We start from the raw sequence: 14,830 nt of genomic DNA, 5'->3' as shown, positions 1-14,830 counted from the left end.
TTTAGAAATACTTATATGTTGTATTTGATCCAGTACGGTTTGTTTACGGATGTATAGATGAAATTGCTGAAGGAGGTAGTCTCCTTTGGTACTAAGAAAAATGCATACATCTGTGAACTGCCACCGCCGAATAAGGATAGTCCGGCCGTATCGAGGTTACCATTAGCGTTTAAGAAATATAGCTGATGGAAGTTTGATATTGACGCTTTACAATTTCCATCGTACAACTCGAATTCGCTGATAATTTCAGAACCCCGCAGAGGATATGTCTCAAATCCGGATTTTGCATTTACTTGGAATTGCAGTCCTATGATTTCAAAATCGGGATAAGCAGGCACACTGTATTCTTCGTGTTGATCCCAAGCTTTTGGATCCAGTTCTTTAAATTTCGTCATGGCATCAACACCTTTGTAGACATTCTCAAGCTCAAAAGACATTGTGCCAGCCGAGGTCTTTATGGTCACACCTTTTGTCGGGTCAGCAGGATTTAGTCTGGAACCGATGGGATTTTTGACCGTCACTCTGCAAGTATATTTTTTCTTCCCGATTTTTCCCGTAATCACGGCAGTGCCAGCTTTTTTAGCAGTAATTCTAGCTGTTCTGCTGCCTGTAGATTTTACTGCAGCAACTGACTTCTTGTTAGTCGTCCAGGTGACCTTTTTTGTGGTGTTGAGGATTTTTACTGACGCAGTTTTGCCTACATCCAGAGTGAGTTTTGATTTGTTGATTTTGATACTGGCAGCTGAGACAAATACTGTAGTCGTTAAAATCATCGTAATTGTCAGAATTCCGGTTAAAAGCAAATTGAAACTTCTATTTTTCTTCATTTTCTCACCTCTTTCTTTGCCTTTGGTACCGCTCTGTAAGCCTTGGTAGACCAACTGGTATAATACCGTTTACCATTTATTTTTACATAACCCCTTATCTTGTAATAGTATTTGGTGCCTTTTTTCAGGGACTTACTGTTGGTATAGTGGGTATTTTTTGTTTGGAAAAACGGTGTTTTTCCATAGCCGCTGTTTCGCTTTGTTGAGCGGAAGACCTCATAACCGTCCAGCCCTGCCAGAGAACCTTTGACTGCTTTCCATTTTACATATATATGATTTTTCTTTGTCAGACTGGAATTAGCTTGTAATTTGATTTTGGCTACCGAAGCGATGTCTCTCGTAAATACCACTTTGATTGTATGAGATTTTTGGACGGACTTGAAAGTGTACCGTCTTACTGCTCCTACGCTTTGACCGTCTACAATTACATCCTTAATAACATAACCTCTTTTAGGTGTCATTGCAAAGGTGATCTCTTTGCCTCCTTTGACAGTGATCTGACCTGAAGGGGAGATGGTGCCGCCGGTAGTATGACTGGTCTTTATGGTGTAAGATCCTGTGTTGTGCGGCGGTGTTGGTGTTGGATTCTGCTCTCCAGTCTCCTTGTACGCGATGGCGTAAGGCGAGAAACGGCTGCTTTCTGCGGTCAGGGTCGCCTCGTCGTCATCCAGGTCTGGCAGCACCTCTACTTTTCCATCGTATTTGTGGAGCAGGTAGTAATGGCGGTTCTTAGCCTGCAGTTCCTTAGGAATGGCAAAGATCAGTCTGACCGGCAGCTTCAGCGGCGTTGTGACGGTTTCCGTTTTTTGGACGTTGTCATCTTTGTCTTTGATCTCCTTCACCACGGAAATGTCCATGTGGGAGCCGAGGTTGTAGTCCTCTGCTTCGTTATCTTTGATTTTGTCCTCCTCGCCCTTTATGTCGGAGACGACCAGCTTCAAAACCACCTTTTCGATTTGATTTTCTTTTAACTGCTGAGCTTCTTCTTTCGTGATGGCGCTCGCCAGAGGGCTGAGATCTTCTGCCTCCACGTTGTCTGCCTCTTCTCCCTGCTCTATTTCCACTACCAAGTCGATGTCAACCTCGCCCAGGTTGGCAAGCTTGTCGTGGAGGTCCTTGATGATATCTGCTGATACCTTTTCCTTTTCCTCATCTGTAAGGGCTTCATAGTTAATCTTGGTGTCGAGGACGGTTTCCTTGTATTCTTCTTTTTTGTCTTCTGGTGCGTCAGGTGCAGGCGGTTTGATCTCCTCGACGGCATCCTTTACATCTTCCGCCGTCATTTGTACAAAGGAGACGGCCAAGGCATGGTCTGCTTGGACGTCCTTGAAAGTATATGTATTGCTGGATACGGTTACGTCCTCTCCGTCTACTGTGACTTTATCCACCTTATAGCCTGCTTCCGGTTTGAAGGTGAAGGTCTTATTGCCGCCGTGGGTGACACTGACATCACCGGAAGGGCTGATCTCGCCATGTTCGCCCGTAACGTTCGCGGTGATTTTATGTGCCGCGGCAATTTTCCAGACCGAACCTCCGTCTGCATCGCTCTTTTGCAGGGCAAAGCCTTCGCCGTTGTATACAAAGTTTCCATTACCCTTGCTTTTTTCCGTGACATAGGTTTGTCCCGCTGTCGGCGTACCATCAATCTCAAGTCTCGTATCGCCAGACACTGTCCCATCGACGGTGAAAGTTTTTCCAGCGTTCATGACCAAGGTACCGCCGCCCGTAAAGCTGCCAGAGATGGACTCGTCCTTCATATGATCTTGATTAACAACCGATAAGTTCAATTTTCCATCTTCATCTATCTGCAAGCTTTTTGCATTCCACAGCAATTTGTTAGAACTGCCACTTCGTATTAATGAAGCATTTTTTGTAACATGCAGCGATATATTAGAATCGTAGATTATAGGAGTACTCACTTCTGTATCCGTAATTCCATCGCCCACCTTTACAAAAAGACCGTTGCTTATGTCACCTCCCTTCCAGATGCCACCATTCAATGTAACTTTCCCAATTAAATTGATATCTGCCTTGGAAACTGTTCCGTTAACGGTAGCTCCACTTACGCTATTTTCAATATAGGCTCCGCCGTAAACCAACTTATTGATACTATTATTTCCTATAAAATTAATCGATGTCGTTCCAGAAACATCAGCAATACCCCTGTTTCGCACCTTTCCACCGCCATAAATTGGTGGCACTATATAGGCGTTATCCTCTATATAGATAGCCGTATCGCCTAATACACTGGCCTGCACGGGCATTTTATCGTATTCCTCGTTATTAGTAGTTTGCGTATCCCCTTTAGCGTAGCCTCCACCAATAATTGGAACTTGGTAATAATCGGAAACTCTTGCTCCACTCTTTATTGTAAGCTTTGTGCTACCCACATTGGCGCTGCTTACAACTGCGATATATGCGCTAGAGCCGTCCCCTGCAAGTCCGCCGCTCACAATCCCGTTTGCATTTTCATAATTTGATTTCTGACCGTCAATAGGTATGATTGTAGTTCTTGCTTCTCCAGAGACATTTGCCGTTCCCCCATAGGACGCCCATCCTCCGCCTACAATACCAAACCTTGCTTCAAACGATGGCCTGCCTGTAACAATTGTGGTATTACCGCCTACATTTGCTACCGTTTCAGGTCCGGTGGCTACCCCTCCGCCGAATAAGCGAGTGAATGCCCTCTTTGTAGGCTGAGAGCTTGCTGCATCTGCGTCTGTCTCTGCCGATACCCTTATATCACCGTCAACGTTTGCTTGTGCATAGCTGTTCCACATAGGTACGCCGGTACCAGTTTTAGCATGCCCACCTCCATATGCGTGCATACTGGAACTACTACTACTATGTTCACCAAATACGATAGATACACTTCCCGCTACATCTGCCACCGCTTTGTATGCCGTAAAATCTTTTAGACCGCCTCCTGCAGTGCCGCCGCCATAAACATCTCCTACGATGCCATCCAAATTCAGTTCTGAGGATCCCCCGACATTAGCTGTCATATAATAGACGACATCATCTGATGCAGTTTTATTTCTTACGTCTGCACAGCCACCACCGGTAATTTCCATCGGAACCTCTCCAGTGTCTGTCACAATTATCTTTGTATTCCCAGTTACATTAGCTTGAAAATATAGAGGGTTTGTCTTATCGTCAGATTCACATTCCGATTCACTCCTGCCAGCATAGCCACCGCCATGCACGGCTCTTGCACGTCCATTAATGATAATTTTTGTGTTGCCATTTAAATCTCCGTTATAGCCGCCACCATAAACTTGACAATTCAATAAGGTACCATCAATAGTAATTATTGGGTTACCTACGACTTCTTTATTATAGCCACCTCCAAATATGTAACGATCGAATACTTTATCGGTGATCGTTATATTTTTACCAATAGTTAAGTTTTTGCCATTTGCAAATAACGCACAGTAAGGAAGAGCGCTACTATAAGGGCTACTGTCGACAGTTCCGCCAAGGGAGAGACTGACAGCATTGTCTGCTAAGAAAGTAAGCGAGTCGAAGTTGTCGGGTATTTCTAAAATTTCGCCTTGTTTATAATGGGTTATACTATCAGACAATAAATTTACAACGATGTCACCGGTTAAACTTTCGTCAGCAAACAATTCCCATAAATCTTTATAGGTTGCACCAGTGTCAGCATTTCCCAACGTTACCTCGACGCTATGCTCTGCCTTCATTTCATAGTTATTTTGTTGGGTTCGTGTTTGATTTGTTTTTGGGTTACTACTATCTTCTAAAGCAAAAGAAAAAATATCCCAGCTGACTGCGGAAACGACCATTCCTACACTCAACAGCAGGGCTAAGAAGCGAGAGACGTTCTTTCTCACAATAAGACCTCCAATCCTTACGCGTAACAGAAAGCAGACTTACTGTGACAAAAATGATATAATTGTCGAAGGCAGTCTTATGCTAGGAATATTTAAATTTTAATAAAAAAATTAGGTGTAACAGAAAGTCTACTTTCCGTTACCTTTTTCAAGCTCTTTACATCTTCTAGAAAAGGTCATATGGGATATTCCTAGGATATTGCCCGCCTCACGAAGAGAGATTTGCCCCTTTTCCCAGGAGGATTTGACCTTTTCAAATTCCGCGGGGAGCGGGAGTTTTTCCCTACCAAATTTAATCCCTTTTGCCTTTGCCTCTGCAATCCCTTCCGATTGACGCTGTCTGATAAACTCTCTTTCAGTTTGTGCAACATAAGAAAGGATTTGCAGGACTAGATCAGCAATAAATATACCGGTTAAATTTTTTCCTGTGCGCCTGGTATCCAGCAGGGGCATATCGATAACGAGGATATCGGCACCGATTTCTTTTGTTATAAAACGCCACTGCTCTAGAATTTCGTTGTAATTACGACCCAGTCTATCAATTGACTTTACAATGAACAGATCTCCCTCTTTTAGAGAATGCAGCAGCCGTTGATAAGCCGGGCGCTCAAAATCTTTTCCAGTCTGTTTATCTACAAAAATATTTTTTTCCTCAATTTCATATTTTTCTAAAGCTCTATACTGTCTGTCTAGATTCTGATCTTTGGACGAAACTCGAATATAACCATACTTCTTCATAATTCACCTCCTCCCATAACAAAATAGATTAGAAGACTCCATCTAAGAGTTCCTAACCCTAATTATATCAAAATCCTAATCCTTCTTTGAGAAAATAATGGTTGACTAAATTACAGTGTCACCTAAATTAATAAATAGAAGACTCGAAGAATTTTGCATTTTCTTTCCTTTTGATGTATGCTATACTGCATAATAGATTAATTTTGGAGATGCAATAGAAATGAAAAAAAGGGTATTGGCGTTAATCGCCTTAGTTGCCGCAACCACTGCCTCTGCTGTAGCGGCTTTTGCACTGGAAATCAATCCACCTATGACCAACGTCATCGGCGCGTACGGTTCGATCTTAGCTGCACTGATTGCGGCAAAGATTTTTAAGGTCACAGATGGGCTCTATTACGCCGGTCTGGCTTTCGTATTTTTTGCCTCGCCTATGGGATCGGTTATGGACCTGTACAGGTCTTTTGGCCCTTATGACAAAATTGTTCACTTTTTCAGCGGAATTTTGCTGGCCACTTTGGGCATGATGATTATTACATATCTATTCAGGCATTTTGGACGTACGGACGAAAACCAATTGAAAAAACTGCTGATTCCTGCAGTTTGTTTTGCTTTTTTCTTTTCCAGCGCTGGGGCTGGAATCTGGGAAATCTTTGAATTTACCGCAGACAAGCTGGCTGGCGGCGGCATGCAGAGAGGCATGGTGGATACTGTTACCGATATGATCGCTGGAAATATAGGTGCCTTGGCTTATGCTGCCTTTTCAATGATAAAATACCATGGCAGGAAAGAAAAAGGTGAAGCGAAAGAAGCCATATCGTAAAGCAGCAGCGCAATGTTATAAGTGAAGCAGCGTAAGGATGCATTTGCGAAAAGCGTCTTTTTCAAAGTGAAAGGCTTGAAACGCGTCGGCATTGCGCATAGAATAGGTGTTCATCAGGCAGTGCATGGCGTTGGCAGTGGTCATCGCCTCTTCCTCAGTGAAATCAGTACAGTATTTTTTAATCAACTGATACAGCATCTGCCGGTATTTCTTTGACGATTGATTGATATGGGGGAAAGAATTTAATTTTTTAGATACCGCGAGGGATGCGTAGATGGCATACAGTTTGTTCGTAACCTCGTTTTTCGAAAAGTTCTCGTTTTCTGCAAGCAAATAGTCCATGGCAGAGAGCAGGGAGGTCGTCTTTTCCACTTCATTTAAAGTGTGCTCAATATTGGTACCTGCGTAATCATCCCAGATTTCCGCAAAAATCGCTTCCTTTGATGCAAAATGCCGATAGAAAGCACCGACGGAGAGACCGGTTTTTTGTGTAATTTCTTGTATTGATGACGCTTCATATCCTTTATTTAAAAACAGGTCGAGAGCCTGTTTTTTTAATTCTTCATGAGTCCTTTGGTACTTTGGTGATGTTCCGTTCATTGTATTCTCCTCAGTTTTCTTCATTGTGTTTCAGTATAGCACTGAAAAAGCAGCACTGTCAATTATCTGAAGAAAATAAGTGAATTAAATTCACAAATGAATTGCAATGCATGATATCTCGTGCTATAATGAAACCATAAAAGCGAATAACGTTCACAAATGAGAGGAGGAACCTGTTATGAGCCACACAGAGTTTTCGAAATTATTGTCGCCAGGAAAGATCGGTACCATGGAGATGAAGAATCGAATCGTGCTGCCGCCGATGGGCACAGATGCAGGAGAGGAGGGTTTTGTTACTGAACCGATTATCAACCGCTATGCCGCCAACGCGAAAGGCGGGACCGGTCTGATTATCACAGAGGTAACTTGCGTAGATCCGCCACTGGGCATCAATACGGTACACTATATCGCCCTCAGTGATGACAAGTACATACCAGGGTTTAAAAAGCTGACAGACACCATTCATAAATATGGAGCGAAATGCGCCATTCAGTTAAGTCACGCAGGCAGAGGCGCAAATCTGTCTGTCCTTCATGAGCTGGGGCAACCAGCGGTAGCGCCTTCCGAAGTAGCGATGCCCTACAGCTTTGTCACCGGCCTGAAAGGCGAGACGCCGCGCGCTTTTACCCATGAGGAAATCATCGCTTTGGAAGATAAATATGCAGATGCAGCAGTTCGCGCGAAGAAAGCGGGTTATGATGCTGTTGAGATTCATGGAGCCGGATACTATTTGGTTGCTCAGTTTTTCTCGTCTACAGCCAATCAGCGCACCGATGAGTATGGAGGAAATGCATATAATCGTGCCAGGTTTGCCTGCAATATCATCAGGAAAATCAAAGAACGCTGTGGCAAAGATTTTCCAGTCATGATCAAGATGAATGTCATCGACGGCGGTCGCAACGGCGGTGTTACCCCGTTAGACGGATTGTATAACTGCTATCTGGTGCAGCAGGCAGGAGCCGATGCTATCGAAGTCATCGCCTGTAATTGGGACGATGTAGCAACCCTTGAGGACGTACCCGCTGGCGGTCAGGCGAAGGGCATGGCTCTGCCACTAGCTGGCATGGTCAGAAAAGCCATGATAGCCGAAGGAGAGGAACGACCTAATATGGAAGGCAGAGGCACGCCTGCCATCACCATTCCGTTGATTGCCGGAGGCAGAACCTATGATCCTGTCATGGCGGAAGGTGCATTGGCTAACGGCGTAGCCGATTTCATTCATATGGGACGCGGCATGATTACCGAACCGGATCGGCCGAACATGATTGCTGGCGGCACTTATCCATATGCGCGGCCGTGCATCGGATGTCAGAAATGTATGGACAATCAGCTGATGAACGATGGAGAACTGATCTGTTCTGTCAATGCGGTTTTAGGCCACGACAACAACGACGATTCTCTGCCTACTGCGGAGATAAAGAAGAACGTCATGGTCATTGGCGGCGGCCCTGCCGGCATTGAAGCTGCCAGAATCGCTGCCATGAGAGGTCACAACGTAACTGTCTACGAAGCGGAGGACCATCTGGGCGGCCAATTGATACCTGCTGTCGTACCACCGTACAAAGAAAATTTAGCGGATTATATTCCTTATATGGAGAAACAGGCGGAGTACAGGAACTTTCAGGTGGTGACTGGTAAAAAAATCGATAAAGAAGATGTAAAGGCATTACAGCCTGATGCGGTCATCGCCGCTACGGGGGTAGTCCCGGCAGTTCTTCCAATACCTGGTTTTGAGAAACCTCATGTTTATAATGCGAAAGAGGTATTGCTGGGAGCACCTGTCACAGACGATGTGGTCATCATCGGCGGAGGAACTGTGGGCTGTGAGACTGCGGAATACCTGCTGAAAGCTGGGAAACGTGTAACAGTAGTGGAAATGACGAATCAGTTGATGACGAATATGGTGGAGACGACCAGATTTGTTTTGCAGTCACACATCAAAGAACTGGGCTGCGAGATCTTACTGGAGACAAAGTGCAAAGAGATCAGAGACGAAGAAGTCGTGGTAGAAGGACCTGCAGGTGAAAGATCTATATCAGCTGACACCGTGGTCATCGCCACCAAAGACAGGCCGAACCATCAGCTGGCTGATGAAATCAAAGAAATCTGTCCCGAGGTCTATGTCATCGGTGATGCCGGAGAAGTAGGGAGCGTGATGGAAGCGGTACGTACGGGTTACGTGGCCGGAAAGCAAGTATGATAATGGAACTGATGATAAAGAAAACTGCCGGCCAGGCAGTTTTCTTTTGCACTATGAATTGTGGCGGTAAAGGAGAATGGAGGAAGTAAAGACTTTTTGATCGTGGGAGAACTCGGCGATGCCGCCATACCTTTCGGCGGAGGCTTTGATGCTGGAGAGACCGATGCCTTCTGCATAATATCTGCCGGCCTTTGTCGAAAGGTAGGTGCCGTCGTCTTGAAGCACGATATTTCCAAAGCTGTTTTCCATACGGATGAATACCCTGTCGTCTTTTTCAATGACTTTGAGTCGAATGAACGGGTCTGCGTCAGTGTCGAGGGCGGCGGCGATAGCATTCTCCCAGAGGTTCCCTAGAATGATGGCCAGATCACTGCTTGATACACCAGGATTTTTTGATAACGCCACAGCGAGTTCAACTCTGAGTCCAGCCTGTTTTGCCAGGGCTTGATAGCGGCGGCAAATCGCATCGGCTGCAAAATTTTCACATAAAGGAGGCTGTACATTTTTACTGATCGAAGTCTCATAATCTTTTAAATATTCTCGTGCTTTTTCCACTTCACCGTTTGATAAGAGTCCTTTCAACACTTCTACATGTTGTCTCCTATCGTGACGGATTCTTCTCATTTCCTCGGCATGGGTTTCCAACTCCTCCATGCGTGTCTTCTGCAAATCGAACTGATGGGAGAGAAACTTTGTTTTCTCTTGTTGTTTGACAATTTCTTCGGCACGATTAAGAGCACTGACCATCTGTGTATAAGCCAAAAATGCGCAGAATATGATAAATCCTTCCATAATGCAGCTGGCACTGACTCCGACCTCTTCAACTGGAATCAATAGGCGCTGGGCCCATATACATACTGAAAAGAGCAGAGGAATCACACCGATTTTCCACATATTGGGCAAAGAGAGCTTCCTTAACCTTGTATAGAGACTGCGCATAAACCATGCGAAAGGGATCCAACAGAAGAGGAGCGGAAGGCCAAAAGCTATAATATCCTCATAAACATAGAACCCGGTGGTATATTGCGGCATCCATGCGACGTAGATTGCTGAGGTAATGGAACTACAGAAATAGATAAAGCTGAACGTCATACATACCAGGAAAAAAAGTTTGACGTGATTTTCTCCTGTTATCTTATGTAGATACCACCATCCGCAGACCAGACACAGCCCATATATAGGAAGGTAGTAGTTTTCATTATAATTTGTCGCGAAAATAGAGAAAATCACGCTATTAGCACATACAAATAGCAGCGTATGTGTCAATAATAAAGGGAGGCGGATTTTTATAGTATCACGCACGACATAAAGACAGAGAGACGCAGAACTGATAGCTTGTAGGGCTGTTATTGAAAATGATGATAAGTAAGCTTCTAACACTTTTCTTCCTCCATCTTACTGAACATGTAATCCAAATAGCGACTCTTAATCTGCACGCGATTATCTCTGGAAATGGGGATTTCCCGATTGTCTTTCATGAGAAAAGAATCCCCCTCGATGCGCTGTACGTGATTCATATTGATTAAAAAACAGCGATAGCATTTGAGAAAGGAATCCCTCGGCAAAACCTGCTCCAATGCTGCCAGTGATTGGGTAACGCTTATCTCACCCCGCAGGGTGTTGATGATGGTCTTGTGACCGTAGACTTCAATATAGCGGATGCCTTCGACATCCACGTTGAGTTCAGAACGTCCGATATTGACCCTGATGGATTTTTTCTCTAGCTCTGTAATTTTATTACAACGGCCAGCCGCCTTACAGAAGGCCTCCCAGGAGATCGGCTTTATCAGATAATGGGCCGCCGCAAGATCGAACCCTTCAGCGTAGTGCTCGCGGCTGGTAGTCGTGAAAATAAGGGTGCCTTTATATCCTTTGCCCCTGAGGATTTTTGCAGCGTCGATACCCGAGGCGCCCTCCATGTAAATATCCAAGAACAAAATATCTGCTTTCAGCACGTCTTTGTTCTGCAGTAAAGCGCCAGCATTTTCATATTGTAAAGTTTGTATTTTTAATTTCTTTTCTTTCCCGTAGCGGTCACAGTATTCTGCAAGTACTCTGCGATCTTCTGCAAGATCATCACAAATCAAAGCCAGCATAAGGACACTTCCTTTCTCAATGAACGTTTTTTATTATGTAGGAAATATCGATGAAGTCGATATTGACGGAATATCAAAGAACGTACCTCACGAAGAGCCGCCCCCTGCGGGCGACATGTGGAAATAGGAATCTTGAAGCCCTAGCCCGATTTACTTTAAGTAAATCGTTGGCAGGTCTCATGCGAAAAGTCCCCAAATCTCGATTTGACGGACTTGACCGCTTGATTCCGTCATTTCTACGTTTTTTATAGTATATCATGATTTACGTCGTTTTTCATACGGTTTAAGCCATTATCCTACGGCTTATGAAAATTGTTTCTCAAACTACTTGACCTGTCGTAGTAGTTGTGTTATAGTGAGAATATAAATTACTACGACAGTCGTACTACTATAGTCGTAATAGATTTTGAGGTGAGAACATTGATCAGTAGTGACGTTATCAGAGGGTACAATGATACCATTATCCTGTTTCTGCTCATGGATCAGCCTTCTTACGGTTATCAGATTTCTAAGATGATCAGAGAACTTTCGGAAGAAAAATACATCATCAAAGAGACTACACTCTATTCTGCTTTTACCAGATTAGAAAAGAATGGGTACGTGGAGTCCTTTGCTGGGGGAGGAGAATCCGGCGGCAAACAGAGAACTTATTACAAGATAACTGATGAGGGTAGGCGATATTATGAAGAGAAATGCCAGGAGTGGCAGGTTACAAAAGAAGTAGTAGAGAGATTTATCAGAAAGAAGGAACTATAATGGAGATTATTTTAAATTATTTAGACAGTATGTTTGCCCAGCTTCCAGATACGGAAGAAGTTAGAAAAGCAAAAGGGGAAATGGCTTCGACGATGGAAGATAAATATACGGAGCTGAAGGCAGAAGGCAAGAGCGAAAACGAGGCCATCGGCATCGTCATATCAGAATTTGGAAATATGGAAGAGCTGATTCGAGAACTGGGAATCAGAGAGAGGGATGCTTCATCTAATGCAATGCAGGAAACCAAGCCGAGTCCGGCTGTGAAAATCAATTTGAACCAGGGAAGGGAATATATTGAAGACATGAAAGGTTATGCCCGAAAAATCGGTATCGGCGTGGTATTGTGTATCTGCTCTCCGATTCTTCTGATCAACAGTGGTGTAAGAACTGACGCGGCTACGCCGACAGCCATAGGACTGGTCGTGCTCTTCGTCATGGTTGCTGCAGCTGTCGTTCTCTTCATCGTCAATGGCATTTCCATGTCAAAGTATGAATACCTGCAGCACGAAGTTTTTGAACTGGAACCGGGAGCTAAATCGGTATTTGGGAAACTGCAGGGGGAAGCAAGGCCGGTCTTCGGACGGAAGATGGCCATCGGCGTCAGCTGCATCATTATCGGCGTGATTCCTGCTATTGTCGCAGGAATTATCTTCGACGAGTCACAAGCCGCAAAGATTGGCGCGGCGGTTTCCCTGCTGCTCTTGTTCGTAGCGGCGGGCGTCTATATTCTGATTACAGCCGGCATGCCCTATGGGTGTTACGACGTACTTTTACAAAAAGGAGACTACTCTGTAGAAAGGAAAAAGAACAAACTGATTGACAAGGTTGCGACGATTTACTGGCCTGTAATTGTCGCGATTTATCTGGCCTACAGCTTCTTGACAGAGGACTGGGGCAGGAGCTGGATCATCTGGCCTGTAGCAGGTGTTCTCTTTGGTGCCATAGCGGGAATCTGCAGTATCAGTTCGAAGAACGATAACGATCGTTAAACAAGGGGTGATCCGGCGGATAAAAAGTAAAGACCGACATAGCCATTGCGATGAGAAAGAGCAGCAGGCTGCCGGATAGAGTGGCTGCGGGCATGACGGAAAGACCGCTCTCTGTCAAATGATAATCCGTACAGAAAACTGCCAGCGTGGAAAGCATAAAAACCGTCAGATCTATCCAAGGTACGTTTCTGCGCAAAACCTTTGCGGATAAATACAATAGCAAGATGAGGACCATCATCCCGGCAAAGAGGGTAACCGCTTTGACTGGGATGAAGTTTTTTGTGAACTGACCATAATGCTCATATTCTATCAGTGCCCAGAGCATGTACGGCGTATAAAGCAGCTTCAGTTGCTGAAAGATGCTGCCATCGACAGGCGCTACCACTGCAATGAATGGACTTCGATCTGACCACACATAGGTAAAGTGAAGCAGTATGCCGATGATGACCGTAAAAAGCATTCCGTAGATTTTCATCACAATAAATCACCTCGTTATATTGTATGTGACACTTGCCAATCTGTGCAGAATGTTATACAATATTAGTCAAATTAATGGTAAGGAAGTGAAGAAATGTCAGAACATAAATTCAATACAAACTGCATTCATGCAGGATACAAGGCAGAAAGCGGCCAGCCGCAGGTACTGCCTATCGTTCAGAATACTACATACAGATACTATAACGCAGAAGATGTAGCGAAACTCTTTGACCTCGAAAGCGCAGATTTCATGTACACCAGATTGGGCAGCCCTACGGTTAACGCTCTGGAGGAGAAGATGGCGGCATTAGAAGGAGGCACAGCGGCTATCGCAACCAGTGCTGGTCAGGCCGCTAATCTGATTACCATGCTAAATATCTGTGAAGCAGGGGATCACATCATCGCCTGTGCCAACATCTATGGCGGAACCCATAACCTCTTCGGCGTAACCCTCAAGAAGATGGGCATTGAAACGACCTTTATCGATCAAGATATCAGCAAGGAGGAAATCGTCGCTTTGGCAAAGCCCAACACGAAAGTCCTCTTCGGAGAGTCTTTGGGGAATCCAGCGCTGACTGTTCTCGATATCGAAAAATTCAGCCAGGCAGCAAAGGAGATCGGAGTGCCTCTTGTAGTAGATAATACTTTAGCTTCTCCGTACCTCTGCCAGCCGCTGAAGCACGGCGCTGATTTTGTCGTTCATTCTACGACAAAGTGGGCAGATGGTCACGCTACTTCCGTAGGAGGAATGGTCATCGAAGGTGGAAACTTTGATTGGAACAAATATGCTGATAAGTTTCCAGGCATGGTAGAACCGGATGAGAGTTATCACGGTATCAAGTATTATGAGAAGTTTGGCGGTCAGGCATTCTGCCTCAAGTTGAGAGCACAGATGCTGCGGGACTTGGGATGTACCATGTCTCCGATGAACGCATTTCTGACCTTCCAGGGACTTGACACTTTGCATCTGCGTATGGAAAGACACAGCAAAAATGCTATGGCGCTTGCGGAGTTCCTGCAGAAGCATCCAAAAGTAGACTGGGTAAAATATCCTGGACTTCCTGGCGACGATGACTACGAGAGAGCGCAGAAATATCTGCCGAAGGGAGCCAGCGGCGTTCTCAGCTTTGGCGTCAAAGGCGGCAGAGCAGCAGGCGAAGCGTGTCTGGCAAATCTGAAATTGGCCAGCATCGTAGTCCATGTGGGCGATATCCGTACCAGTGTACTTCACCCGGCATCCACTACCCACAGACAGCTCAGTGAAGAAGATCAATTGGCAGGCGGCATCAAGCCGGAACTGATCAGAGTGTCCGTCGGATGTGAAGACATCGAAGATATCCTGGCAGACTTTGATCAGGCATTGAACCAGGTAAAATAGGATACATTGTAAAAATGGCGGCGTAAGGCCGTCATTTTTTGTTGGATTTTTGCTGCGTTTTTGCTGAACTCGCTCCCACGAGTGTCGTTTTACCC

12 protein-coding genes are annotated in these 14,830 nt (G+C 44.9%); 5 read left to right on the top strand and 7 right to left on the bottom strand.

What is annotated here, in order from left to right; all coding sequences use genetic code 11:
* Positions 1-11: 11 nt before the first annotated feature.
* The 3 genes from ACMQ5W_RS13215 to ACMQ5W_RS13205 all read right to left on the bottom strand — a co-directional run bounded on the left by ACMQ5W_RS13215 (position 12) and on the right by ACMQ5W_RS13205 (position 5,419).
* Positions 12-827, bottom strand: coding sequence for an Ig-like domain-containing protein (locus tag ACMQ5W_RS13215; protein ID WP_419025571.1), 816 nt, complete (start codon positions 825-827; stop codon positions 12-14).
* Positions 824-4,681, bottom strand: coding sequence for an InlB B-repeat-containing protein (locus ACMQ5W_RS13210; RefSeq protein WP_419025570.1), 3,858 nt, complete (start codon positions 4,679-4,681; stop codon positions 824-826). The genes ACMQ5W_RS13215 and ACMQ5W_RS13210 overlap by 4 nt, the downstream gene beginning before the upstream one ends.
* A 129-nt stretch (positions 4,682-4,810) precedes the next feature.
* Entirely contained in the window at positions 4,811-5,419 is a 609-nt protein-coding gene (locus tag ACMQ5W_RS13205) for a recombinase family protein (protein ID WP_419025569.1), read from the bottom strand.
* A 220-nt stretch (positions 5,420-5,639) separates the two neighbouring features.
* Between ACMQ5W_RS13205 and ACMQ5W_RS13200 the strand changes: the two genes are divergently transcribed.
* Positions 5,640-6,239 carry a DUF2238 domain-containing protein gene (locus ACMQ5W_RS13200; protein WP_419025568.1) on the top strand — a complete coding sequence of 200 codons (600 nt, stop codon included), beginning with the start codon at positions 5,640-5,642 and terminating at the stop codon, positions 6,237-6,239.
* A gap of 15 nt (positions 6,240-6,254) precedes the next feature.
* Here the strand turns inward: ACMQ5W_RS13200 and ACMQ5W_RS13195 are convergent, their stop codons facing one another.
* A complete protein-coding gene (locus ACMQ5W_RS13195; protein WP_419025567.1) occupies positions 6,255-6,839 on the bottom strand; it encodes a TetR/AcrR family transcriptional regulator in 585 nt (194 codons plus the stop codon).
* A 178-nt stretch (positions 6,840-7,017) separates the two neighbouring features.
* Between ACMQ5W_RS13195 and ACMQ5W_RS13190 the strand changes: the two genes are divergently transcribed.
* Positions 7,018-9,039 (top strand): FAD-dependent oxidoreductase, encoded by a 2,022-nt coding sequence (locus tag ACMQ5W_RS13190; RefSeq protein WP_419025566.1) that lies wholly within the window; start codon positions 7,018-7,020, stop codon positions 9,037-9,039.
* 51 nt (positions 9,040-9,090) lie between these two features.
* Here ACMQ5W_RS13190 and ACMQ5W_RS13185 read toward each other — a convergent pair whose 3' ends face one another.
* Both ACMQ5W_RS13185 and ACMQ5W_RS13180 read right to left on the bottom strand, forming a co-directional pair.
* Positions 9,091-9,933: a sensor histidine kinase gene (locus ACMQ5W_RS13185; protein ID WP_419025720.1), complete on the bottom strand. Its 843-nt coding sequence runs from the start codon at positions 9,931-9,933 to the stop codon at positions 9,091-9,093.
* Positions 9,934-10,412: 479 nt separating this feature from the next.
* Positions 10,413-11,135 (bottom strand): LytR/AlgR family response regulator transcription factor, encoded by a 723-nt coding sequence (locus tag ACMQ5W_RS13180; protein WP_419025565.1) that lies wholly within the window; start codon positions 11,133-11,135, stop codon positions 10,413-10,415.
* Between the two features lie 420 nt (positions 11,136-11,555).
* On the opposite strand from ACMQ5W_RS13180, the gene ACMQ5W_RS13175 reads away from it, so the two are divergent.
* On the top strand, positions 11,556-11,891 hold the full coding sequence (locus ACMQ5W_RS13175; RefSeq protein ID WP_419025564.1) for a PadR family transcriptional regulator: 336 nt from the start codon (positions 11,556-11,558) through the stop codon (positions 11,889-11,891).
* Complete coding sequence (locus ACMQ5W_RS13170) at positions 11,891-12,880, top strand: permease prefix domain 1-containing protein (protein WP_419025563.1); 990 nt, start codon at positions 11,891-11,893, stop codon at positions 12,878-12,880. Before ACMQ5W_RS13175 ends, ACMQ5W_RS13170 begins: the two co-directional genes overlap by 1 nt.
* On the opposite strand, the gene ACMQ5W_RS13165 is transcribed toward ACMQ5W_RS13170, so the two are convergent.
* A complete protein-coding gene (locus ACMQ5W_RS13165) occupies positions 12,852-13,355 on the bottom strand; it encodes a DUF6512 family protein (protein WP_419025562.1) in 504 nt (167 codons plus the stop codon). The genes ACMQ5W_RS13170 and ACMQ5W_RS13165 overlap by 29 nt on opposite strands.
* 96 nt (positions 13,356-13,451) lie before the next feature.
* Between ACMQ5W_RS13165 and ACMQ5W_RS13160 the strand changes: the two genes are divergently transcribed.
* A complete protein-coding gene (locus tag ACMQ5W_RS13160) occupies positions 13,452-14,735 on the top strand; it encodes an O-acetylhomoserine aminocarboxypropyltransferase/cysteine synthase family protein (RefSeq protein ID WP_419025561.1) in 1,284 nt (427 codons plus the stop codon).
* Positions 14,736-14,830: the final 95 nt, after the last annotated feature.

This window comes from Emergencia sp., assembly GCF_048465375.1.
GTDB lineage: Bacteria > Bacillota > Clostridia > Peptostreptococcales > Anaerovoracaceae > Senimuribacter.
The sequence above is the reverse complement of the archived record's forward strand: the minus strand, read 5'-3'. Positions and strand labels throughout refer to the sequence as shown.